A 22,396-nucleotide genomic window follows, 5' to 3' on the forward strand; every position below is an offset into this window, starting at 1 on the left:
ACCGGAAGCGCAGAACGCCGCCGTTTGCAGGCCACCCAGGGCCGAATATCGGCGGGTCGTCTAGTTGTGCTCGTCGGGAAACGTGGGCAACGGCATGAAGTCGACGCCGTCCTCAGCGAGGCTCTTGACCTCCTCGACCGACGCCTCGCCATAGATGCCACGCCGCTCGACTTCGCCGAAATGGATCTTGCGCGCTTCGTCGGCGAACTTGTCGCCGACATAATCGGCGTTCTGGCGCACCTGGTCGGCCATTTCCTTCAGCTTGGTCAGCATCTGGCGCTGTTCGGCGCCGACCGCGAGCGCGATCTTTTCCTGTTTGCGGCCCGTCGAGACCGCGGGCGCCATCAGCGCCTTGCCGACCTTGGCCGAATGACAGGTCGGGCACGAAACGAGCCCGCGCTTGTGCTGGCCTTCATAATCGTCATTCGACCGGAACCAGCCATCGAATTCATGGCCCGCATCGCAAACGAGATTGAAACGGATCATGATGCGTCGGCCAGCCCTGCGCCATCGGCGATGGTGAAATCGCGCGCGTTCTTCAAATTCGGCACCTTGCCGCGCGCAGCCGCCGAGGCGGCGAGGTCGATCTCGGCCAGAACCACGCCCGGCTCCGCGCCGTCCGCCTCGGCCAGAACCTTGCCCCACGGATCGACGATCAACGAATGGCCATAGGTTTCGCGGCCGTCTTCGTGCAGGCCGCCCTGCGCCGCGGCGATGACGAAGGCGCCATTCTCGATCGCGCGGGCGCGGATCAGGACGTGCCAATGCGCCTCGCCCGTCTGCCGGGTAAAGGCGGCCGGCACGGTCAGCACCGAGGCGCCGGCCAGTGCCTGCGCGCGGAAGAGCTGCGGGAACCGCAGATCGTAGCAAACGGCGAGCCCGACGCGCGCGAAGGGCAGGTCGACGACGGTCGAGACCCTGCCCGGCTCATAGGTCGCCGATTCACGCCAGCTCTCGCCCTTGTCGAGATCGACGTCGAACATGTGAATCTTGTCGTAAGTCGCAAGCCGCTTGCCGTCCGGCCCGAAGACGAAGGCGCGGTTGGCGACCTTGCCGTCCGGCCGCGCGATCGCGGTCGAGCCGACATGGACGACGATGCCGAGTTCGGCCGCAAGCGTCGCCGCCCGGGCGACCAGCGCATCCTTGTCGTCGGAGGTGATCATCGCCTTCAGTGCGGCCCGGTCGCGAACCAGAGCGCCCGTCATCTCGGGCGACTGGACATAGGTCGCACCCTTGCCCGCCGCCTCGCGTACAAGCGCCTCGAAATCGGCGATGTTCCGCTCCAGCGACGTCGAGGACCGCATCTGCAGCGCGGCGACCTTGACCGTTTCGCTCATGCCCGGCCACCCTTCAGCATCGTGTCGAGCCGGCCTTCGTGATCGAGCGCATGCAGTTCGTCCGAACCGCCGACATGGCGGCCATGGATGAATATCTGCGGGAAGGTCGAGCGGCCATTCGCCTTGGCGATCATCTCCTGACGCAGTTCGGCAGAAAAGCTGGCATCATGCTCGACATAGGCCACGCCCTTCCTGTCGAGCAGCCGCTTGGCGGCCGCGCAATAACCGCACATCATGCGTGTGTAGATTTCGACGTCAGCCATCAATGCCCATACCCAGCGGGGTTTCCTTGCCCGTCTATATAGGCTCTGGCAGCGCGCGCCGGAAGTCCCCGGAACGCCGGAAATCCGCAGGAAGCACGCGCGCGAAGGTCAGGACGGAGATTTCGGCAGCCCCCGCCCGCCGCAGGCACCGGGCAAGCGCCGAAACGGTCGCACCCGTCGTGTAGACATCGTCGACGATGCACACATGCTTCCCGGCGATCAGCGGCTTCGACCCATCGGGCACGACGAAGGCGGCGCGGACATTGTCCTGCCGTTCCTTCGCCTTCAACCCCACCTGCTGGCGGGTCTTCTTGATGCGAATGACGACCTCGGCGCCATACTTCTTTCCGGTTTGCCGGGCGATGGCCCGCGCCAGTTCGGCCGACTGGTTGAACCGGCGCGTGAAAAAACGCTGGCGGTGCAGCGGCACGGGAACGAGCAGGTCCGCGCGGTCGATCAAATCGCGTCCGGCCCGCACCATCCAGCCTGCGAGCCATGGCGCAAGGTCGGTGCGGTCCTGATATTTGAGGCTCTGCGCCAGTCGCCGCGCCGCTCCGTCATAGGCGACGGCCGCGCGCGAGCGGTCATAGGCTGGCGGCGTCGCCATGACGGCCGGCGAGATCGCACCCGCTCCCATGTCATGGGCGAAAGGCACGCCCGAGACGGCGCACCAGGGCTCGTCGAGAAAGTGAATGTCACCCCAGCAGGACGCGCAGAGCGTTCCGCCTTCCGCGACGATCCTGCGGCATCCCAGGCATGTCGGCGGGAAGAGCATCCGGCCTGCGATCTGCCCGGCTGCAATGCCTGCGGACTTGATCTTTGCGAGCCGTTCCACCACGAGACTTCTCAAGCCCGGCTTCCCATATCCAGTCCACTGCCGGGCAATGTCGCATCGGGACCCTATGGACGCAATCTTCGATCAGAACCGGGCGCTTGCGCACAAGTTGCGCGCGCTTTCCCAGACCGGCCGCCACGGCGATTTCCTGATGCGTGCGGCATCGGTGGAGCTCGCCGAGCGTCTCGCCACCGTGAGCCGTGATTTCGAGCGCGCGGTCGTGCTCCACGGCGTCGTCGACGAAGCCGCGCTGGCGGTGGCATCGACCGGCAAGGCCGGAACCATCGACCGCATCGAAGCCGCCCGCGGATTGCTCGACGCCAAGCCCGGCGAGGTCTTGCCCGTCGATCATCTCGCCTTGCCAGCCGAAAGCGCGGACCTGGCCGTCTCGCTCTACGCGCTCGGCGAGGTCGACGACGTGCCGGGGACGCTGGTCCAGATCCGGCGCCTGTTGCGGCCGGACGGCCTCTTTTTGGGCTGCCTTCCCGGTGCCGGCACGCTGAAGGAATTGCGCGAAGTCTTGTTGACTGCCGAAGCCGAAATTACCGGCGGCGCGGCAAGCCGCGTCCATCCCTTCGTCGACATTCGCGATGCCGGCGGCTTGTTGCAGCGTGCCGGCTTTGCGCTCCCCGTCGCCGACATCGAGGAAGTGATCGTTCGATACGACACCATGTTCGACCTCATGCGCGACCTGCGCGCCATGGGCGTCACCAGCAGCCTCGTTGGCGCACGCCCCGTGCGGCGCGCCGTTCTCGTCAAGGCGGCCGAACTCTACGCCGAGCGCTTCGCAGACCCTGATGGGCGCATTCGTGCGACGTTCGCGACGGTCTGGCTTTCGGGATGGGCGCCGCATGGCTCGCAGCAGAAGCCCGCACGGCGGGGCAGCGCGACCGTGTCGCTCGCGAAGGCGCTCAGGACGGACTGAGTATCAGTTGTTCAGGACTTCGCTGATCTTGCTTTCGTTGCCGCTCCAGAGCTCGGAGATGGCCGTGCCGGTCGCCGATGCGCCGCCGACGATCGCCACGCCGATCAGGGTTGCGATCAGGCCGTATTCGATGGCCGTCGCACCGCTTTCGTTCGCCAGGAATCGTTTCAGCATCGGGCGCCTCGTCATTCAGCGTGTCCCTTTTCCTAGCACCCAGAAGTTAGGAAGCTGCCAAGAGGCGTCGTTAAGGAAGTGTGGAGCAAGGCGGCTCGATTGCCTCAGCAGGAGCCCGAACGCGTGCCCGACTCGCGGATGATGCAGACCGAATTCGGGTCCTGCTGCAGCACGCTGCGCCGGATCGTATAGGCTTCGCCGCCGCCGCGGGGGGTGATGCTGCCGGTCGACATCCGATCGATGCCCGGCGACTGCACCGATGCGAACATCCGGTCGCGGGCATGCTTGTCGGCGATCGGCACGAGGATCAGCGTCAGGGCGATCGCCGCCGAGCCGAACAGCAGCGTCACGCGCAGAATGCCCGCGCTCGTCTGACTGATGAAGGATCGGCCTGATTGGTCTAGCCCGCCGCGTGCCATGCGAAGTCCTGTTGCCCGGATGAAACTCCACAGGACTTTTGCAGGATTGGCTGAATCATCGATTAACACGAAAGCTCGAAGTCGAAATTTCGACTGCTATTGCCTTGATCTAGGGTGTGTCGCGATTCTGGGGTGCATGAGCACCGGAAGCGCAGAAACCCGTCATTTGCAGACCGCTCGGGCCTGAATCTCGACACACCTACAAGAGGTCGATGAGAAACGGGATCAGCGGCTCGTCGGCCGGCGGCATCGGATAGTCGCGCATCTTGGTCGGGCGAACCCATTTCAGTTGCTGCGCTTCGAGCGGCTGCGGAATGCCCCAGAAGCGACGGCAGACGAACAGCGGCATCAACAGGTTGAACGTCTCGTAGGAGTGGCTGGCGAAGGTCAGCGGTGCAAGGCACGCCGTCTTGGTCTCGATGCCGAGTTCTTCCTTGAGTTCGCGAACGACGGTTTCCTCCGGCGTCTCGCCGGGCTCCACCTTGCCGCCGGGAAATTCCCACAACCCGCCCAACTGTTTGTGCGCCGGCCGCTGCGCCAGAAGCACGCGCCCGTCCGCATCGACCAGCGCGCAGGCCGCGACGAGCAGCAGGCGCTTGGGTGCATCGTCCGCCGCATCGCTCATATGTTCGCCTCCGGTTCGGCACGGTATTCGTATGGGTAGGCCGTCGAAAAGCCGAAGTATCTGTAGAGCGCGATCGCGGGAGCGTTGCTCTCGTCCACCATCAAGAAGCCGGCACGCGCACCGTTCGCACCGGCAAAGCCGAGCGCCGCCGAGACGACCTTGCGCGCAAGCCCCTGCCCGCGAAAGGCGGGTGCGGTCGCAACCTCGTAGATGCCGGCAAGCGTGCCGTCGACGGTGCACATCGCCTTGGCGGCCGGCCGGCCATCGATGGACAGCACAAACAGCCCCAGTTTCGCCGGAACGCGCGCCAGAAGCGCCTCCAGCGGCGTCGCGCGCGCCGCGTCGATGGCGCCGATCGATATGCCGGCCCGGCAGAACGCAGAGGGAGATACCATCTCCGCCTCTGCTCCGGTGTCGGGCATCGCGCCCAACTCCGCGCGCATGACGAGCGACGGCGTGATCACCGGCCAGCCCCTCTCGTCGAGCTGATCGACGAGGCGCGGCCCGGTCAGCGGCGTGATGCGGAAGGTGACGGGGAATCCGGCCGCGGCGAACCGGGCCCGCAGCGCCGGCAACCGGCCTTCCAGCCCGTCGCAATCGGAACGGTCGAGCGGGGTGACGGAGTTGGAGCGCCGCGTCGGCAGGCCGGGCGTCGTGCGCACCGACCATGTGCCGTCATAGGAGACTTTCTCCGCCGGCCAGGCACGAAAGCCCGCCGCCTCCAGTCGCCTGACGGTGGGCAGGTCGGCGTTCGCCATCCTAGCTGCGGTAGTCGCCATTGATGGCGACATATTCCTTGGTGAGGTCGCAGGTCCAGACCGTCGCCTGCCCGCGCCCGAGGCCGAGGTCGACGCGGATGTCGATCTCGTCACCTTCCATGTAGGAGGACGTCGCCTGTTCGGAATAATCCGGGTCCCGCTCGCCGCCATGGGCGACGCGGATGTCGCCGAACCAGATCGAAAGGAGGTCGCGGTCGGCCGGCTCGCCCGCCTTGCCGACGGCCATGACGACGCGGCCCCAATTGGCGTCCTCGCCGGCGACCGCGGTCTTGACCAGCGGCGAATTGGCGATGGATAGCGCCACGCGCTTGGCCGACCGCGCATTCTTGGCGCCGGTAACGGTCACGCCGATCTGCTTGCGCGCGCCCTCGCCATCACGCACGACCTGCAAAGCCAGCGCCTTCAGCAACTTGTTGAGCGCGCGGCGGAAATTGGAAAGCCGCGGGTCCTCGGCGTCCTCGATCCGCGGCGCACCACGCTTTTCGGCGGCGCCGGTGGCGAACAGCATCAGCGTGTCGGAGGTCGAGGTGTCGCTGTCGACCGTCACCGAGTTGAACGTCATGCCGACGCCCTTCGACAGCAAATCCTGCAGAGCCCTGGAGCCGATCGGCGCGTCGGTCGCGACGAAGGAAAGCATCGTCGCCATGTCCGGCGCGATCATTCCGGCACCTTTTGCGATGCCGTTGAGCGTCACGTCGACGCCGTCGATCTGGCAGGTGGCGGTCAGATATTTGGGGTAGGTATCGGTCGTCATGATCGCCTTGCCGGCCTCGGCCCACAGGCCAGGTTCGGCGCGAACGACCATGTCGTCGAGCAAATGGGCGAATTTTTTGGCGTCAAGAGGCTCGCCTATGACGCCAGTAGAGGCCAAAAACACCTCTTTTGAGCTGGAACCTGCCGCTTTTGAGGCCAAAACAGCCGTCATTTCGGTGGTTTCACGGCCCTTTTTTCCGGTGAAAGCGTTCGCATTTCCCGAATTGACGACCAGAATGCGAGCCGATCCGCCGGGCAAATTCGCCCGGCAGAAGTCGACCGGAGCCGACGGGCATTTCGACTTGGTAAAGACGCCGGCGACGGTCGTCCCCTCGTCGAAGACCATCGCCAGGAGGTCGGTGCGACCCTTGTATTTGATGCCGGCCTCCGCCGTTGCGATCCGCACGCCGTCGATGGGCGGCATCTTGGGATAGCTTTTCGGGGCGAGCGGAGAAACGGCGTCGGACATGGCGCTGGTCTTCGTGTCTGGAGCTTATTCGGCCGGGTCGGTGGTCTCGTCGGACGGGGCGGCTTCGATGGCGCCTTCGGCGCCGGCTTCGGCATCCGATTCCGACTGCGCGCCGGGCTGCGCCGCCGCTTCCATCTCGTCCAGCGTCGCCTTCAGTTCGGCATCGGCGATGTCGATTTCGGCCGCCTCGCGGATTTCCTCGACCGTCTCGAAATAGCGCTCGCGCAGCAGGATCGAGCGGATCTGCGGGCCGACCTGCTCGAAGGCGGGCGGCTGCTGCTGGCGCTTGTCCTCGACCTTGAGGACGTGCCAGCCGAACTGCGTCTGGATCGGCTCGGACGAGTGGGCGCCGACTTCCATCGCGAAGGCGGCCTGCTCGAATTCCGGCACCATCTGGCCCTGGCCGAAATAGCCGAGGTCGCCGCCCTGCGCGGCCGCGCCGTCGGTGGAATTCTCCTTGGCGAGCTCCTCGAAATCGGCCCCGCCGTCGAGCTCGGTGATCAGCTCCTGCGCCTTTTCCTCGCTGTCGACGATGATGTGGCGGGCGCGCACTTCATTGGCAGGCGGCGTGTTGGCGATTTCCTGGTCGTAGCGGGCGCGGACCTCTTCGTCCGTGACGCTGGCTGCGACCTGCTGCTCGATGAAGGCGCTGTGCAGCGCGCGTTCGCGCAGGAAATTCATCTGGCGCTGGAATTCCTCGCCGTCGTCGAGCCCTTCCTCTTCGGCCTTGGCGGCGAGGAGGCGGATTTCGATCAACGCGGAAAGCGCGGCGGCGCGGCGCTGTTCGGGCGAGAGGTTGGCGAATTGCTGTTCAAGACCCTGAAGGGCCAGAGCAAGATCCCCTTCGGTCACGTCCTGCCCGTCAACGGTCGCGACGACCGCGGCAGGATCGGCGGCGACGGCCGGCTCGGGCGCTGCCGGAGCGGTTTCCTGCGCGAAGGCTGCGCCGGAAGTCAGCGCGACGAGCGCGACGGCAGCGGACAAGCGGCGAAACAAAACATTCATGAAGAAACTCCAGTGAGGGTTCGATGCTGTTTCCAGCCCTTGCGAATGTGGCGGAATTCCGCATTTGCGCCCGCAGGCGGCGGCGTTGACATCGCTTGTGCCCCCTCTTATCTGTCCTTCGTCTTGGCGTCCAGAACCGTTTTCCGGGCGCTTTTCCGTCTTTCACATGCCCGTTACCCCCTCGACGGGCGGTCCGGTCCAGACCGGAAAACTTTCTTTTCGAAAGGACCTTTGATGGTCAGTCTCGCTGGCGTCGCGCGCAAGATATTTGGTTCCTCGAACGATCGGCGCATCAAGGGACTGCGGCCGCGGGTCGAGGCGATCAACGCTCTCGAAGCCGAGCTTTCCGGCCTCTCCGACGAGGCGCTGCGCGCCCGCACGGAAGAGTTCAAGAAGCAGATCGCCGAAGGCGTCTCGCTCGACGATCTCCTGATTCCCGCCTTTGCGACGGTGCGTGAGGCTTCCAAGCGCGCGCTTGGCCTGCGCCCGTTCGACGTGCAGTTGATCGGCGGCATGGTCCTGCATGAAGGCGGCATTTCCGAGATGCGCACCGGCGAGGGCAAGACGCTCGTCGCCACCTTGCCCGTCTATCTCAACGCGCTCGCCGGCGAGGGCGTCCATGTCGTCACCGTCAACGACTACCTCGCCCGCCGCGATGCGGAGTGGATGAGCAAGGTCTACGGTTTCCTCGGATTGTCGACCGGCATCATCGTCCACGGCCTGTCGGACGAGGAGCGCAAGGCCGCCTATGCCTGCGACGTCACCTACGCCACCAACAACGAACTCGGCTTCGACTATCTGCGCGACAACATGAAATACGAGCGCGCCCAGATGGTGCAGCGCGGACATTTCTACGCCATCGTCGACGAGGTCGATTCGATCCTGATCGACGAGGCGCGCACGCCGCTGATCATCTCCGGCCCGCTCGAAGACCGATCGGAACTCTATCAGCAGATCGACAAGTTCATTCCGTTGCTTGCCGCGGAAGACTACGAGATCGACGAGAAGCAGCGCACCGCCAACTTCACCGAGGAAGGCACCGAGAAGCTCGAAAATCTCCTGCGCGAAGCCGGAATGCTCAAGGGCGCCTCGCTCTACGACATCGAGAACGTCGCCATCGTCCACCACGTCAACAACGCGCTGAAGGCCCACCGCCTGTTCCAGCGCGACAAGGACTATATCGTCCGCAACGACGAGGTCGTGATCATCGACGAATTCACCGGCCGCATGATGCCGGGCCGCCGCTTCTCGGAAGGCCTGCACCAGGCGCTGGAAGCCAAGGAAAACGTCAAGATCCACCCCGAGAACCAGACGCTGGCCTCGATCACCTTCCAGAACTACTTCCGCATGTATTCCAAGCTCGCCGGCATGACCGGCACGGCGCAGACGGAAGCCGAGGAATTCGGCAACATCTACGGCCTCGGCGTCTCTGACATCCCGACCAATCTGCCGGTCCAGCGCCTCGACGAGGACGACGAAGTCTACCGCACCGTCGAGGAAAAGTTCCGCGCCATCGTCCGCGAGATCAAGGACGCCAGCGCCAAGGGCCAGCCCGTCCTCGTCGGCACGACTTCGATCGAAAAGTCCGAACAGCTCGCCGAACGGCTGCGCAAGGACGGCTTCACCGACTTCCAGGTCCTGAACGCCCGCCACCACGAGCAGGAAGCCTCGATCGTGGCGCAGGCAGGCAAGCCGGGCGCGATCACCATCGCGACCAACATGGCCGGTCGCGGCACCGACATCCAGCTCGGCGGCAATGCCGACATGCGCGTTGCGGCCGAACTCGGCGACATGCCGGCCGGCCCCGAGCGCGAAGCGAAGGAAAAGGCGATCCGCGAGGACGTGCAGCGCCTGAAGGAAAAGGCGCTCGGCGCGGGCGGCCTTTACGTGCTCGCCACCGAACGCCATGAATCGCGTCGCATCGACAACCAGCTTCGCGGCCGTTCCGGCCGTCAGGGCGATCCGGGCCGCTCCAAGTTCTTCCTGTCGCTGCAGGACGATCTGATGCGCATCTTCGGCTCGGACCGCATGGATTCCATGCTGACCAAGCTGGGTCTGAAGGAGGATGAGGCGATCATCCATCCCTGGATCAACAAAGCGCTGGAAAAGGCGCAGAAGAAGGTCGAGGCGCGCAACTTCGACATCCGCAAGAACCTTCTGAAATATGACGACGTCATGAACGACCAGCGCAAGGTCGTGTTCGACCAGCGCATCCAGTTGATGGAAGGCGGCAACGTCACCGACACCGTCGCCGAAATGCGCGAGGACGTGGTCGAGGATTTGGTCGCCCGCCACATTCCCGAGAACGCCTATGCAGAGCAGTGGGACGTCGCGGGCCTCAAGGAAGGCGTGCGCGAGGGCCTCAACCTCGACCTGCCGGTCGACGAATGGGCGGCCGAGGAAGGCATCGACGAAGAGCAGATCCGCGAGCGCCTGATGGAAGCGGCCAACGCGGCGGCAGCCGAGCGCGCCGAGCGTTTCGGCCCCGACATCATGACATATGTCGAGAAGTCGGTGATGCTGCAGACGCTGGACAGCCTCTGGCGCGAGCATCTGGTCAATCTCGACCATCTGCGCTCCGTCGTCGGCTTCCGCGGCTATGCGCAGCGCGACCCGCTGAACGAATACAAGACCGAAGCCTTCGAGCTCTTCCAGTCGATGCTCGCCAATCTGCGCCAGGTCGTCACCAGCCAGTTGATGCGCGTCGAACTCGTGCGCCAGGCCGCCGATGCACCGCCGCCGCAGGCACCTGCCGTCGAAGGTCACCATCTCGATCCGGTGACGGGCGAGGACGACTTCGCGCAGGGTGCCGCGGGCGAGGACAACCGCATCGTCGCCCCCGAGGACCGCGACCCGAACGATCCGGGCACCTGGGGCAAGGTCGGCCGGAACGAGCTATGCCCCTGCGGCTCTGGCAAGAAGTACAAGCACTGCCACGGCACGTTCGCCTGACGATCAGATCGGCGTGCCGGGCTGCCCGGCACGTCGCAGGATCGGGACGATCGCCACGATGGCGACGAAGCCGATGATGCCGGCGACGGCGATGACGCCGAGCGCCGCCTGTGCGCCGAAGCGCTCGAAGATGGCGGCGGCCAGGAAAGGCGCGCCGGCCGACACGAACAATCGCACAGAATTGATCCTGCCCGTGCGCGCGCCGTAGCCGTCCGCGCCGAAGAGCGTGAGCGGCAGAACGCCGCGCACGATGTAGGAAAGCCCCTGCCCCGCGCCGAAGACGAGCGCGAAGACGATGGCGGCGGGCAGGTAGCCCGAGCCCCCGATCAGGAAACCGAGCCCTGCCGGCAAGGCGCCGGTGGCGAACAGCGCCACGCTCATGACGCTGATGCGCGGGCCGGCGGTGAATTCTGCAATGCGTCCGGCGACCTGCGCCGGCCCGATCAAGGCGCCGATCAGCGCCGCCGATGCACCGAGCCCGAGCGCGCCCAGAAGGCCGATCAGGTGGAGATGCACCGCCGACATGACAAAGGCATTGGCCGCGAAGGCCACCAGCAAAAGCCGGAATGCGAGCCGGCGGTCGCGGTCCGACGCGATGGTTCCCTGCGCCAGGCGCTGGGCAACTCCGGCCTCGCCGGCAATGCTGCGCGGGACGCGGGACGCGAGATAAAAATGGGCGGGCACGCAGACTGTCAGATTGAGGCCTGCGAACATCAGCAGGATGGTTCGCCAGTCGACCGAAACCGTGAGCCAGCTCGTCAGCGGCCAGAAGATCGTCGAAGCGAAACCGGCGATCAGCGTGATGCCGGTGATGGTCCGCCGCGCATTGGATGGCGACAGACGCGCCGCGAGCACGAAAGCCGCTTCGTAGAGCACGAGCACCGAACTCATCTGCGACAGGATGAGGAAGAGGCCGAACGCCGCCTTGCCCGGCGCCAGCGCCCAGCCGACCAGCAGCAGCGCGCTGAAACACGAGCCGGCCGTCATGACGAGGGCGGGGTCCTTGCCGTCGAGCAGCCGGCCGGCGCGCGGCGCGATGAAACCGGACGCCAGCAGCGCGATCGAGAAGAGGCCATAGATCCCGGTCAGCGACAGGCCGACATCCTGCGCCATGAAGGGAGCAAGGACGCCGAAGGAATAATAGAGGCTGCCATAGCCGATGGTCTGGGTGATGCCGATGACGACGGCGATGACGAAATCGGAAGGCGCGGGCTTGGGCATGAGGCGGGCCGTCATCCGGCCCGGCGGGCGCCGAACCGATTCTTAAAGTGTTTGGCCCTATGCCATATGGCTGGACGCGAGAAGGGAAAGTTTAGAGCGTGCGAGTCTCCGCTGCAACGACGGCCGAACGCATTTTGCCCGAGCGGCTCGCCTCGCGCGCACGCCCGCATCTCGAAGCGTTCGACGCCCTTGCCTTCGGTTCGGGAGAGCGCAGCCACGCGGCGCGCATGTCGTTCACCGCCTTCGCCGTGCGCGTCACCTCCGCATTCATCGCCTTCGCCAGCCAGGTTTTCCTGGCGCGCTGGATGGGCGGGTTCGAATATGGCGTCTTCGTCCTCGTCTGGACCGCGATGCTGATCCTGGGCAATTTGTCGTGCCTCGGCTTCCACACCTCCATGATCCGCTTCATCCCCGAATATCGGGGCCAGGGACGCGTCGCCGAGTTGCGCGGCGTGCTGCTGGGCAGCCGGCTGATCGTGTTCGCGGCCTCGACGCTGATCGCGCTCGCCGGTGCCGCGATGATCCACGCCTTGTCGGACCGGATCGAGCCGCATCACGTCGTGCCATCCCTGCTCGGCATGGTCTGCCTGCCGATGATGGGGCTTTCGGACCTGATGCAAGGGGTGGCGCGGGGCCACGCCTGGCCGTTTCACGCCATGCTGCCGACCTATATCGTGCGCCCGCTCCTGCTGTTGATCCTGATGGTCGTCGCGGTCGCGGTCGGTGCGCCGGCCAGTGCCGAAACCGGCATGTACGCCGCCATCGTCGCCGTCTATGCGACGACATTGTTCCAGCTCGTGACGGTTTCGAACCGCGCCGAGCGCCAGGCCGCGGCCGGCCCGCGCGCTTTCGGAGTGCGCGGCTGGATGGTGGTCTCGCTGCCGGTCTTCCTCATCGAGGGGTTCATCTACATCCTGACCAATGCCGATGTTCTGATGGTCGGCTTCTTCCTGCCGCCGACCGACGTCGCGGTCTACTTCGCGACCGTGAAGACGCTGGCGCTGGTCCATTTCGTCTATTTCGCAGTGCGCGCCGGCGTCGCGCAGCGCTTCGCCGGACTGATGCACGGCGACCGGGCGGACGAACTCGCCACCTTCGCGCATGACACGGTACGCTGGACGTTCTGGCCGACCCTCGCCATGGCGGCGCTGCTGCTCGCGGCGGGCAAGCCGCTGCTGATGCTGTTCGGCGCCGAATTCACCGCGGGCTATCCGCTGCTCTTCGTGCTCGTCGCGGGCGTCGTGGCGCGCGCGACGGTGGGACCGGCCGAAAGCGTCCTGACCATGGGCGGCTACCAGAATGCCTGCGCACGGCTCTATGCGCTGGTGCTCGTGGTCAATGTGGCGCTCAACTGCGTCCTGATCCCGCTCTACGGGCTCTGGGGCGCGGCGATCGCCACCGCCGTCGCGATGGCTTGCGAGGCGGTGTTCCTCGCTTTCACGGTGCGCGCCAAGCTCGGCATCGACATGTGGATGGGCGCCGCGGCGCCGAAGACGGGGAATGCGTGATGGGCGCGACGGCTGAAGGGCGGCACCCGGCCGCGATGCTCGACCATTTCGCCGGCGACACGGCGAGCGACCGCGATGCGCAGACGCTGGAACGCGGGCGCCGGCTCGACATCTATCCCGCCTCGACCGGCTACGACCTCGTCACCGAGCTCGACCATCTGGCGCAGCGCGCGATCGAGCCGAACGTCTTTTTCAACCCGCGCTTCCTTGCGCCCGCCATGCCCCGGCTCGAAGACCGCGAGGTGCGGCTTGCCGTCATGCGCGACGAGCGCGATGCCAGGAGCCGGCTGCGCCTGCTGGTCCCCTTCTCGGTCGAACGTCCGCTGCTGCGCCTCGGCCCGCCGGCCATCCGCACCTGGGCGAGCCCGTTCGGACCGCTCGGCACGCCGCTCGTCGATCGCGACGACCCGCAGGGCATCGTCGCCGATTTCCTGCGCCTGATCGCAGCGCCCGAAAAAGCCCTGCCGAAGCTGATCCAGTTTCCCGACATCCGCATCGACGGCATCTTCGCCGCGACGCTGCAGAGCGCAGCGGCCGAGCTCAATTTGCCCATCCTTCGCGTCATGGAGCGCGAGCGGCCCGTCCTGCATTCGGATCTCGACGGCGACGCCTACCTCGCCGGCACGCTCAAGAAACACTACCGCGAACATCGCCGCCTCGAACGCCGGCTCGCCGAAAAGGGCGAACTGGTCTACGACATCGCCGAGACGCCGGAAGAAAACCGCCTCGCCGTCGAGACCTTCCTGGCACTGGAGGCGAGCGGATGGAAGGGCCGGGCCGGCACGGCGATGGTCGTCGACCGCTTTCGCGCCGCCTTCGTTCGCGAAGCGGTGGCGGGCTTGAGCGAACGGGCCATGTGCCGCATCCACACGCTGTCGCTTTCGGGCCGACCGATTGCCTCGCTCGTCGTCTTCGTCGAATCAGGCGTCGCCTATACGTGGAAGACCGCGTTCGACGAGGAATTCGCCGCCTGGTCGCCGGGCGTGCTGCTGATGGCGGAAGTGACGCGCCGTCACCTCGAGGACCTCAACGTCACCATCAGCGATTCCTGCGCCGTTCCCGATCACCCGGTCCTGAGCCGCATGTGGTCCGAACGCTCGACGCTGGCGACGCTGATCGTCGGGCTCGAACCCAAGGCGGACAAGCTCGTCAACGCGTCCGCGCTCGGGCTCGAACGCGAGGCGCGGCTGCGCGATCTCCTGCGCCGCGCTCGCTCGAGCGTCAGGCGCACCCTGCGGCGATGAGTTTCGCAAGCTTGCTTTTTGCGCCCTGCCAGCCGATGTAGGGAAGGCGGGCTGCGGCCTGCATCGAAAGCGGTGCGACGAAAGAGTGCCTGATGGATTCCGATAGATTCGCCCTTAGCCTGATGATCGTCTTCGGCAGCCTCATCATCGGCGGGCTCATGCTCGCCGGCCTGATGTGGACCGACAAGCCGACCTTCCTCTACGCGCTGGGCGGCGCGGTCTCGATCTGGTTCTGCTCGTTCGCCGTCATGTTCGACCAGAAGCGCGCCTATCTCGTGCTGCTGGTGATCGCGATCGTGCTCGTTGCCGCCTCGATCACCGCCTTCGTGCGCTGACCGTTCAGCAATAGCGCTCCGGCCCGTTGGCCTGACCTTCCGAATAGCGGTCGCCATGGGCGAAGCCGACCGGCAAGATCGCCTCGATGGCATCGAGATCGTCCGGCGAAAGAACGATTTCGGCCGCCGCGGCATCTTCCTCCAGATGCGCCGCGCTGCGGGTTCCCGGTATCGGGATGACGTGGTCCCCGCGCGCCAGCGTCCATGCGATCGCAAGCGTTGCCGGCGAGAGGCCGCGCGCCTTCGCAAACGCTGAGAATTTCGCGACATAGGCGCTGTTGTAGCCGAAATTCGGCTCGATGAAGCGCGGGTTCAGGCGTCGGAAATCGCCCTCGCCGAACCGCGCCGGATCGACCGGGGTCGACGAGAAGATGCCGCGCCCGACAGGCGAAAACGCGACCAGCGCCGTGCCGAGACGCTTGGTCGCCTGCAGGAGGCCGAGTTCGGGAAGCCGGGTCCACAGCGAATACTCGTTCTGGACGGCGGCGACATGGTGGACGGCACTGGCGCGTTCCAGCGTCGCCGGTGAAATTTCCGACAGGCCGATCGCGCCGATCTTGCCCTCCTCCTTCAACCGCACCAGCGTCTCCATCACGTCCTCGATCGGCCGCGACTGTTCGCGGCGGTGGACGTAGAACAGCGCGACATGGTCGACGCCGAGGCGCTTCAGCGAAGCTTCGAGCGAGGCGCGCAGATGCTCGGGCGAATTGTCGAAGCCGCGCACCGGCTTGTTCTTAATCCCGGCCTTGGTGGCGATGGTGAAGCGGTTCGGATGATCCTTGACGAATGCACCGATCACCTCCTCCGCCACGCCTTCGCCGTAGATGTTGGCGGTGTCGAGATGATCGACGCCCAAGTCGAGCGCGCGGGCGAGCGTGCGGTGGCTCTCGGCCATGTCCGTCGCACCGTAGATTCCGCCGAAACTCATGCAGCCGAGGCCGACTGCGCCGACTTCAGGTCCGTTCTTGCCAAGTTTGCGTCTTTGCACGGGAGATTTCTCCGAAGGGGCGGGTGGCGCTGCGCGTCGCAGCGATCGGCTACGGATGGTGCCCCTGGCCGGGATCGAACCAGCACTCCTTGCGGAACTCGATTTTGAGTCGAGCGCGTCTACCAATTCCGCCACAGGGGCCCTGGAGCGGGGAGCGCTCCAAGATGGCTGCGGACTATACGGTCCGACCCGAACCCGTCAACCGGAATATCGGCCGGCCGCGACGGGGAATCGCATTGCGCCTGCGGCCGTTTCGCTCTAGCTGTGCCCGGCCGAAACGGGGAACCCCATGCTTCGCAGACTCTACGACTGGACGATGTCGCTCGCGCGCACCCGCCACGCCGAAAAGGCCTTAGGGGGCGTGTCATTCATCGAGAGCTCGTTCTTTCCGATCCCGCCCGACACGATCCTGATCCCGATGGTTCTGGCCGAGCGCCGGCGCTGGTTCCGCTACGCGGTGATCTGCACCGTCGCATCGGTTCTGGGCGCGCTTCTGGGCTATGCCATCGGCGCCTGGTTGTTCGAGGCGGTCGGCCGGCCGATCCTCGCCTTCTACGGCAAGGAGGATTCGTTCGGCCAGGTCGCCGCCTGGTACAATGAGTGGGGTGGCTGGGGCGTGCTCTTCGCCGCCGTCACGCCGTTCCCCTACAAGGTCCTGACGATTTTTTCGGGCGCGACGGGCCTCGACCTCGTCACCTTCGTCGTCGTTTCGATCATCGGGCGCGGCCTGCGGTTCTTTTTCGTCGCCTGGCTGCTCTATCGCATCGGCGAGCCGATCCGGCTCTTCATCGAAAAGCATCTCGGCCTTCTCTTCACCCTGTTCATGGTGTTGCTGATCGGCGGCTTCGTCGCCGTGCGCTATATGTTCTGAGAGGACGCGAAATGGCCCTGAACGACCCGATCGGACGCTTCCAGCAGGCTGCGCTCGCACTGCTCGCCGTCGGCATGACCGTCACGGTCGGCACCGCCCTCGGCTTCCAGCACCTGGCCGGCTACATCCCCTGCAAGCTGTGCCTCGAACAGCGCACGCCCTACTATATCGGGGCGCCGATCATGATCGCGGGCCTCGTCGCCGCCTTCGCCAAGGCACCGCCGCTTCTGGTGCGCGGCATCCTCCTCGCCGGGGCGTTGATCATGACATGGAGCCTTTATCTCGGTGTCTTCCATGCCGGCGTCGAATGGGGCTGGTGGCTGGGACCGTCCGACTGCGGCGTGGTCGCGCCCGCTCCGACCGGCGGCAGCCTGCTCGATGCGCTCGACAGCGTCATCCCCCCCTCCTGCGACCAGGCTGCGGGGCGCTTTCTCGGCCTCTCCTTCGCCGGATGGAACGCGGTCGCGAGCTTCGTGCTGGCCGGAATCGGTTATGTCGCGGCGTTCAGGAGAGGATCGGCCTGACACCGAGCCGAAAAAGGAATGGCCCAGCCCCACCTGTTTTGCCTCTTGCCAGATTCGCGCCGCGCCCACGAAGCGGCCGAGCGGCTGTTCGAGACGGTGGAGCACGAGCTTCGGGCCCTCCTTCCCGAAACTGCCGAAATTCTGCACGTCGGCGCGACCGCCATACCTGGATGTCTCACCAAGGGCGACCTCGACGTCGTCATCAGGGTCGAACACGCAGACTTCAGAGCCTCGGAGACAATCCTCGCCGGCCGGTATGCCCGCAATCTGGGCTCAGCGCGGACCGAAGACTTCGCCGCCTTCGAAGATGGAGCTCGCACGCCCCATCTAGGCATCCAGTTGACCGCAAAGGATGCGGCTTTCGACATCTTCCACCGTTTCGCCGCAACACTTCGCGCCGATCCGGACCTCGTACGGCGCTACAACGCCCTCAAGATCGCTTACGATGGGCAACCCATGGATGACTACAGGGCAGCCAAGGACGCCTTTGTGGCAGAAGCCCTGATCAGCGCCTCAGAACAGCCGGACAGCTCTGCGCCATGATTGTCTCTTGAGACTAAGGCTCCAGTTCGACATCCCAGTAGAGATAATCGATCCAGCTTTCGTGCAGATAGTTCGGCGGAAACAGCCGGCCATTGTTGTGGAGGTCGTGCACGGTGGGCTGGTAGGGCTTTTGCCGGGGCCACATCTTCGCCTCGCGCGGCAGCATCCCGCCCTTTCTGAGATTGCACGGCGAACAGGCCGCGACGACGTTGTCCCAGGTCGTGGCGCCGCCGCAGCGGCGCGGGGTGACGTGGTCGAAGGTCAGATCCTCGTGCGTGCCGCAATATTGGCACTGGAAGCGATCGCGCAGGAAGACGTTGAAGCGGGTGAAGGCGGGATGGCGCGAAGGCTTCACATAGCTCTTCAGGCACACCACGCTCGGCAGCTTCATCTGGAAGGACGGCGAGGATACGGAGTGCTCGTATTCGGCGACGATGTTCACGCGATCGAGGAACACGGCCTTGATCGCATCCTGCCAGGACCAGAGCGACAGCGGGTAGTAGCTGAGCGGGCGGTAATCCGCGTTCAGCACCAGTGCGGGCAAGCCATCCGGCGAGACGGCAACCGTCAAGACCTGACCTCCTTCGAAGCGGCATCGATCGACACGGACAATGTAAGCCCGACGTGACAGGGATGTGAAGCGACTTGTTGACGCTGCGTCGCTTATCCCAAAGGCGTTTGCGGATCGGCTTCCGCCGGCGTCAGCATCGGCGCGGCGCTGCGCCCCATCGTGGCTTGGTGGTAGGCCCAGAAGAGCCGCGCGGCGACCCCGCGCCATGGGCTCCAGAGTTCGGCGATTGCGTGGAGTTCGCGCTCGTTCGGACGCTCGTCCATGCCAAAGGCGCGGCCGACTGCATTTTGCAGCGCGACGTCCTTGACCGGGAAGATGTCGGGATGCCCAGCCGAGAAGAGAAGGTAGATCTGCGCCGTCCAGGGGCCGATTCCGGGCAGGACGGTAAGTTGGCCGATCGCCTCCTCGGCATCGAGCAGGCACAGGGCCTCGAGGTCGATGGTGCCCGCATCGAGCGATTCGGCCAGCGCCAGGATCGCCCGCTGCTTGGGCCGCGAAATGCCGGCTTCGCGCAGCATGTCCGGCCCGCCTTCGGCAATGGCATGCGCCGTCAGCGGATCGGCCAGCGCCGTCAGCCTGCGCATCATCGCCTGCGCGCTGGCGCGCGAGACCTGCTGCGAGACGATGATCGACACGAGGCTCGCAAAGCCGGGCTCGCTGCGCCTGAGCGTGACCTCTTCGGCAACCCGGATCACCTCGCCCAGCCGCGGATCGGCAGCTGCGAGCGCGCTCAATCCTTCGGCGATGTCGTCCAGCGTATCGATCCGGCGCATGATGTTTGTCCTTTGCGGCGAACAAGCGTAGCAATCGGCGCTGACCTTGCGCAACGATCATCGGCCCGAATGTCGCTTCCCGTCTTCCGCTTCGCGCCCAGCCCCAACGGGCCGCTCCATCTCGGCCACGCCTATTCGGCGCTTCTGAACCACGATCTGGCGCGGCAGGCCGGTGGGCGGTTTCTCCTGCGCATCGAGGATATCGACCGCGAGCGCTGCCGGCCGCAATTCGAACGCGCGATCCGCTTCGATCTCGAATGGCTGGAGCTCGACTGGGAAGAGCCGGTGCGGCGCCAGTCCGATCATTTCGACGACTATCGCGCCGCGCTCGACCGGCTGATCGAGGCCGAGCTCGTCTATCCCGCGTTTCTGTCGCGCGGCGACGTGCGTGGCTTCATCGCGGAGGAGGAGGCGCAAGGAGCGGACTGGCCGCGCGATCCTGACGGCGCGCCGCTCTATCCGACCATCGAGCGCCGGTTGCCGCGGCGCGAGCGCCAGGCGCGGATCGAGGCGGGTGCGCCGTTCGCTTGGCGGCTCGACATCGACGCTGCGATGGAGCGGGTTTCTGGCAGGCTCGACTGGCAGGAGCAGGGCTCAGGGCCGGCGGGCGAAACGGGCACGATCGCGGCAGACGTCCGCGCATGGGGCGATTTCGTCATCGCGCGCAAGGATGTGCCGACGAGCTACCAGCTCTCGGTCGTCGTCGACGATGCGATCCAGGGCGTCACCCATGTCGTGCGCGGGCGCGATCTGTTTCACGCGACGTCGGGCCAGCGATTGCTGCAGGAACTGCTCGGCCTGCCGGCGCCGGTCTATCTCCACCACGATTTGATCCTGGACGATGACGGGCGAAAACTCTCGAAAAGCCAATTCGATACGGGACTGGATGCCCTGCGCAGCGCCGGGCTGGAACCCCACGACATCCGCCGCATGGTTGGGCTCTAGCTAGAGGCGCAGCCGGCTGCCGATCGCCTTCAGACCTGCCAGAACCGCGACCGTGATGAAGGCGCCGCCGAGCCCGTAGGTGGTCGCGAGCCGCAGATCGGCGAATGTGTGGCCGACATGGTTGTAGAGCGCGATCGTCAGGAAGAAGCCGGCGACCAGGATCACGGTGTTGCCGATCGGCCCGAAACCGTCCGGTCCCATGATGGCGTCCATGCAAAGGCCGAGCAGGAACGACAGGATCGCGACGGATGCCAGCGCCAGGCACAGCCAGATGAAACTCAGATTCCAAAGCATGCGAATATCCTTCCCCTTCAAGGGTCAAGGATGCGCCCCGTCTGCATTCACCCGCATCTGTCATGAAACTGCGCTTCAATTCTTTCGATTTGATTGCGCGGGCCAACGCAATTAGAGCGGCTTCAACCTGTCCGCGAAAGTTTCCATGCCGCTCCTCATCCGCCTCGTCCCCGTCGTCTTCGTGCTTCTCTGGTCGACCGGCTTCATCGGCGCGCGATACGCGATGCCGTGGGCCGAGCCCTTCGCCTTCCTCGCGGTTCGCTTCGGCCTGACGATTATCCTGCTCGCCTTGCTGCTCGCCGCGATAAGCTGGCGGGCGATGGATCGACGCCAGGCGGTGCACGCGATGATCGCCGGCGCGCTGATCCATGGCGTCTATCTCGGCGGTGTCTTCTGGGCGATCCGCAACGGCATGCCGGCAGGGCTTTCCGCATTGATCGTCGGCCTGCAGCCGCTGGCGACCGCGATGCTGGCGACGGCGTTTCTCGGCGAAAGGCTGACGGCGAAGCACTGGGCCGGCATGGCGCTCGGCCTTGCCGGCGTCGCCATCGTGCTGGCGCCCAAGCTCGGCGCGCTGGGCGGCGTGACCGCCGCGACGCTCGCATCGTCGATCCTCGCCATGCTGGCGATCAGTGCGGGCACCGTCTGGCAGAAGCGCTTCGTGGCGAGCGGCGATCTCGTCGTCGGCACGATCTGGCAATATGTCGGCGGCGTGGCGCTGATGCTCGTGGCGACCTTGGCGTTCGAGACGCAGACCTACCAGCTCACCGGCGAACTGGTTTTCGCGATGGCGTGGCTGGTGCTGGTCCTCTCGCTCGGCGCGATCTTCCTCCTGATGTACCTCATCCGCGAGGGCGAAGTGGCGAAGGTGTCGTCGCTGTTCTTCCTCGTGCCGTCGGTGACGGCGCTCGTCGCCTGGCTGCTGTTCGACGAGACGCTCAACGCGGTGCAGATCGCCGGCATGGTGCTGACGACGATCGGCGTGGCGGTGGCAACGCGGAAGGCTCAGCCCGGAACGCGCGCCCGGGCCTCGAAATAGCGCTTCATCGCGGCATTGAGCTCGCCGCCCATGATGAAGATCACGGAGACGATGTAAAGGAAGACCAGCGCGATCATGATCGAGGCGAGGCCGGCATAGGTCGTGGCATAGGACGAGAACTGCGAGAGGTAGTTCGCGAACGCCGTCGAGCCGATCACCCAGCCAATCAGCGTGAAGATGATGCCGGGGACGATGTCGACGAAGCGCCGCTTGCCGGCGGGTAGCCAGAAATGCACCGCGACGAGCCCGATCACGATGACCAGCGAGGCGACGATGAAGCGCCAGATCGTGATCGTGCCCATATAGGGCTCCAGCCACGGCACATGCTCCTGCGCAAGGTCGCCGATCAGCGGCGCGATGACGAGCAGCGCCGAGACGATGACGAAGCCGACGGTCGCGATAAAGACGAAGGCGAGGCTTTGCAGGCGCAGCGTGAAGATCGAGCGCGTTTCGCTGACGCGGTAGGCGCGGTTGAGCGAGACGCGCAGCGCCTCGATGCCGTTGGAGGCGAAGAAGGCGGCGATGATGACGCCGATGGTGAGGAAATCTCCGCGCTGGACGGTGAGCACGCTCGTCACCTCATAGGCGATCGGCGAGGCGATTTCCTCCGGCCAGGTGTCGAAGACGAGATGGACGGCGGTGTCCGCGAACGCCTTGGCACCCAGAAAGCTGGCGAGCGAGGTGGCGAAGATCAGGAACGGAAAAAGCGCGAGCAGAGCCGACAGGGCAAGATGGCTCGCCATCGCCCAGCCGTCGTCATTGTTGAAATGCCCGAGTGCGTCACCCAGCACCCGCTTCGTCGCGACAACCTGTCGGATCATCGTCGGACCAGCAAAGACATCGACCAATCAAGCCTCGAAACGCGGTTTCGGTTCAGTTCAGGTACGGGTTTCGCCGTCCTGCGGTTTCACTCCTAGCGCGTCCCGCTTGCCCGAAACTCGACCCGGGTGAGGCAATCGGCCGCCGCCACTGGAAGATTGCGCAGGCGCGCTCCATAATGGTTG

General features: G+C 65.5%; 26 protein-coding genes and 1 tRNA gene. 10 read left to right on the top strand and 17 right to left on the bottom strand.

Going from position 1 to position 22,396, the window contains the following annotated elements:
- Positions 1 to 60: 60 nt before the first annotated feature.
- From ALII_RS0109025 to ALII_RS0109040, 4 genes are read right to left on the bottom strand one after another with little or no spacing between them, the layout of a single operon-like run.
- Positions 61 to 486: a DUF1178 family protein gene (locus ALII_RS0109025; protein WP_024586993.1), complete on the bottom strand. Its 426-nt coding sequence runs from the start codon at positions 484 to 486 to the stop codon at positions 61 to 63.
- Positions 483 to 1,337, bottom strand: coding sequence for a carbon-nitrogen hydrolase family protein (locus tag ALII_RS0109030; RefSeq protein ID WP_024586994.1), 855 nt, complete (start codon positions 1,335 to 1,337; stop codon positions 483 to 485). Before ALII_RS0109030 ends, ALII_RS0109025 begins: the two co-directional genes overlap by 4 nt.
- Positions 1,334 to 1,600 carry a glutaredoxin 3 gene (gene grxC, locus ALII_RS0109035; RefSeq protein WP_024586995.1) on the bottom strand — a complete coding sequence of 89 codons (267 nt, stop codon included), beginning with the start codon at positions 1,598 to 1,600 and terminating at the stop codon, positions 1,334 to 1,336. Before grxC ends, ALII_RS0109030 begins: the two co-directional genes overlap by 4 nt.
- 34 nt (positions 1,601 to 1,634) lie before the next feature.
- Positions 1,635 to 2,450 (bottom strand): ComF family protein, encoded by an 816-nt coding sequence (locus tag ALII_RS0109040; RefSeq protein ID WP_244437391.1) that lies wholly within the window; start codon positions 2,448 to 2,450, stop codon positions 1,635 to 1,637.
- A 52-nt stretch (positions 2,451 to 2,502) separates the two neighbouring features.
- Between ALII_RS0109040 and ALII_RS0109045 the strand changes: the two genes are divergently transcribed.
- The gene (locus tag ALII_RS0109045) at positions 2,503 to 3,360 is read left to right on the top strand and encodes a methyltransferase domain-containing protein (RefSeq protein ID WP_024586997.1); all 858 of its coding nucleotides are present in this window, start codon (positions 2,503 to 2,505) and stop codon (positions 3,358 to 3,360) included.
- Between the two features lie 3 nt (positions 3,361 to 3,363).
- On the opposite strand, the gene ALII_RS0109050 is transcribed toward ALII_RS0109045, so the two are convergent.
- The 6 genes from ALII_RS0109050 to ALII_RS0109075 form a co-directional block, all read right to left on the bottom strand.
- Complete coding sequence (locus tag ALII_RS0109050; RefSeq protein WP_244437393.1) at positions 3,364 to 3,534, bottom strand: Flp family type IVb pilin; 171 nt, start codon at positions 3,532 to 3,534, stop codon at positions 3,364 to 3,366.
- A gap of 104 nt (positions 3,535 to 3,638) precedes the next feature.
- The gene (locus tag ALII_RS0109055) at positions 3,639 to 3,953 is read right to left on the bottom strand and encodes a hypothetical protein (protein ID WP_024586999.1); all 315 of its coding nucleotides are present in this window, start codon (positions 3,951 to 3,953) and stop codon (positions 3,639 to 3,641) included.
- A 199-nt stretch (positions 3,954 to 4,152) separates the two neighbouring features.
- Positions 4,153 to 4,578 (bottom strand): (deoxy)nucleoside triphosphate pyrophosphohydrolase, encoded by a 426-nt coding sequence (locus tag ALII_RS0109060; RefSeq protein WP_024587000.1) that lies wholly within the window; start codon positions 4,576 to 4,578, stop codon positions 4,153 to 4,155.
- On the bottom strand, positions 4,575 to 5,336 hold the full coding sequence (locus tag ALII_RS0109065) for a GNAT family N-acetyltransferase (RefSeq protein WP_051375820.1): 762 nt from the start codon (positions 5,334 to 5,336) through the stop codon (positions 4,575 to 4,577). Before ALII_RS0109065 ends, ALII_RS0109060 begins: the two co-directional genes overlap by 4 nt.
- A gap of 1 nt (position 5,337) precedes the next feature.
- A complete protein-coding gene (gene argJ, locus ALII_RS0109070) occupies positions 5,338 to 6,579 on the bottom strand; it encodes a bifunctional glutamate N-acetyltransferase/amino-acid acetyltransferase ArgJ (protein ID WP_024587002.1) in 1,242 nt (413 codons plus the stop codon).
- Positions 6,580 to 6,603: 24 nt separating this feature from the next.
- Positions 6,604 to 7,584: a peptidylprolyl isomerase gene (locus ALII_RS0109075; protein WP_024587003.1), complete on the bottom strand. Its 981-nt coding sequence runs from the start codon at positions 7,582 to 7,584 to the stop codon at positions 6,604 to 6,606.
- Between the two features lie 234 nt (positions 7,585 to 7,818).
- Between ALII_RS0109075 and secA the strand changes: the two genes are divergently transcribed.
- Positions 7,819 to 10,536: a preprotein translocase subunit SecA gene (secA, locus tag ALII_RS0109080; protein WP_024587004.1), complete on the top strand. Its 2,718-nt coding sequence runs from the start codon at positions 7,819 to 7,821 to the stop codon at positions 10,534 to 10,536.
- A gap of 3 nt (positions 10,537 to 10,539) precedes the next feature.
- Here secA and ALII_RS0109085 read toward each other — a convergent pair whose 3' ends face one another.
- Positions 10,540 to 11,757 carry an MFS transporter gene (locus ALII_RS0109085; RefSeq protein ID WP_035449649.1) on the bottom strand — a complete coding sequence of 406 codons (1,218 nt, stop codon included), beginning with the start codon at positions 11,755 to 11,757 and terminating at the stop codon, positions 10,540 to 10,542.
- 98 nt (positions 11,758 to 11,855) lie between these two features.
- Between ALII_RS0109085 and ALII_RS0109090 the strand changes: the two genes are divergently transcribed.
- The 3 genes from ALII_RS0109090 to ALII_RS0109100 all read left to right on the top strand — a co-directional run bounded on the left by ALII_RS0109090 (position 11,856) and on the right by ALII_RS0109100 (position 14,844).
- A complete protein-coding gene (locus tag ALII_RS0109090; RefSeq protein ID WP_024587006.1) occupies positions 11,856 to 13,265 on the top strand; it encodes a lipopolysaccharide biosynthesis protein in 1,410 nt (469 codons plus the stop codon).
- A complete protein-coding gene (locus ALII_RS21630) occupies positions 13,265 to 14,509 on the top strand; it encodes a GNAT family N-acetyltransferase (RefSeq protein WP_051375826.1) in 1,245 nt (414 codons plus the stop codon). The genes ALII_RS0109090 and ALII_RS21630 overlap by 1 nt, the downstream gene beginning before the upstream one ends.
- An 89-nt stretch (positions 14,510 to 14,598) precedes the next feature.
- Complete coding sequence (locus tag ALII_RS0109100) at positions 14,599 to 14,844, top strand: hypothetical protein (RefSeq protein WP_024587008.1); 246 nt, start codon at positions 14,599 to 14,601, stop codon at positions 14,842 to 14,844.
- A gap of 4 nt (positions 14,845 to 14,848) precedes the next feature.
- On the opposite strand, the gene ALII_RS0109105 is transcribed toward ALII_RS0109100, so the two are convergent.
- Both ALII_RS0109105 and ALII_RS0109110 read right to left on the bottom strand, forming a co-directional pair.
- Entirely contained in the window at positions 14,849 to 15,832 is a 984-nt protein-coding gene (locus tag ALII_RS0109105; protein WP_024587009.1) for an aldo/keto reductase, read from the bottom strand.
- Between the two features lie 56 nt (positions 15,833 to 15,888).
- Positions 15,889 to 15,973: transfer RNA gene (locus tag ALII_RS0109110), tRNA-Leu, on the bottom strand.
- A gap of 148 nt (positions 15,974 to 16,121) precedes the next feature.
- On the opposite strand from ALII_RS0109110, the gene ALII_RS0109115 reads away from it, so the two are divergent.
- From ALII_RS0109115 to ALII_RS0109125, 3 genes are read left to right on the top strand one after another with little or no spacing between them, the layout of a single operon-like run.
- Positions 16,122 to 16,703 (top strand): YqaA family protein, encoded by a 582-nt coding sequence (locus ALII_RS0109115; RefSeq protein ID WP_024587010.1) that lies wholly within the window; start codon positions 16,122 to 16,124, stop codon positions 16,701 to 16,703.
- 11 nt (positions 16,704 to 16,714) lie between these two features.
- A complete protein-coding gene (locus ALII_RS0109120; RefSeq protein ID WP_024587011.1) occupies positions 16,715 to 17,227 on the top strand; it encodes a disulfide bond formation protein B in 513 nt (170 codons plus the stop codon).
- 18 nt (positions 17,228 to 17,245) lie between these two features.
- The gene (locus ALII_RS0109125) at positions 17,246 to 17,770 is read left to right on the top strand and encodes a GrpB family protein (RefSeq protein WP_024587012.1); all 525 of its coding nucleotides are present in this window, start codon (positions 17,246 to 17,248) and stop codon (positions 17,768 to 17,770) included.
- Positions 17,771 to 17,783: 13 nt separating this feature from the next.
- Here the strand turns inward: ALII_RS0109125 and ALII_RS0109130 are convergent, their stop codons facing one another.
- Together ALII_RS0109130 and ALII_RS0109135 are read right to left on the bottom strand one after the other, a co-directional pair.
- Positions 17,784 to 18,341, bottom strand: coding sequence for an HNH endonuclease (locus ALII_RS0109130; RefSeq protein WP_024587013.1), 558 nt, complete (start codon positions 18,339 to 18,341; stop codon positions 17,784 to 17,786).
- Between the two features lie 92 nt (positions 18,342 to 18,433).
- On the bottom strand, positions 18,434 to 19,114 hold the full coding sequence (locus ALII_RS0109135; RefSeq protein WP_024587014.1) for a DNA-3-methyladenine glycosylase: 681 nt from the start codon (positions 19,112 to 19,114) through the stop codon (positions 18,434 to 18,436).
- Positions 19,115 to 19,183: 69 nt separating this feature from the next.
- On the opposite strand from ALII_RS0109135, the gene gluQRS reads away from it, so the two are divergent.
- Positions 19,184 to 20,059 (top strand): tRNA glutamyl-Q(34) synthetase GluQRS, encoded by an 876-nt coding sequence (gene gluQRS / locus ALII_RS0109140; RefSeq protein WP_024587015.1) that lies wholly within the window; start codon positions 19,184 to 19,186, stop codon positions 20,057 to 20,059.
- On the opposite strand, the gene ALII_RS0109145 is transcribed toward gluQRS, so the two are convergent.
- Positions 20,060 to 20,353: a hypothetical protein gene (locus ALII_RS0109145; protein WP_024587016.1), complete on the bottom strand. Its 294-nt coding sequence runs from the start codon at positions 20,351 to 20,353 to the stop codon at positions 20,060 to 20,062.
- 145 nt (positions 20,354 to 20,498) lie between these two features.
- On the opposite strand from ALII_RS0109145, the gene ALII_RS0109150 reads away from it, so the two are divergent.
- Complete coding sequence (locus ALII_RS0109150) at positions 20,499 to 21,392, top strand: DMT family transporter (RefSeq protein WP_024587017.1); 894 nt, start codon at positions 20,499 to 20,501, stop codon at positions 21,390 to 21,392.
- On the opposite strand, the gene ALII_RS0109155 is transcribed toward ALII_RS0109150, so the two are convergent.
- Entirely contained in the window at positions 21,359 to 22,213 is an 855-nt protein-coding gene (locus ALII_RS0109155; RefSeq protein WP_024587018.1) for a YihY/virulence factor BrkB family protein, read from the bottom strand. The genes ALII_RS0109150 and ALII_RS0109155 overlap by 34 nt on opposite strands.
- Between the last annotated feature and the right edge of the window lie 183 nt (positions 22,214 to 22,396).

Source organism: Aliihoeflea sp. 2WW, from assembly GCF_000497755.1.
Lineage (GTDB): Bacteria > Pseudomonadota > Alphaproteobacteria > Rhizobiales > Rhizobiaceae > Aliihoeflea.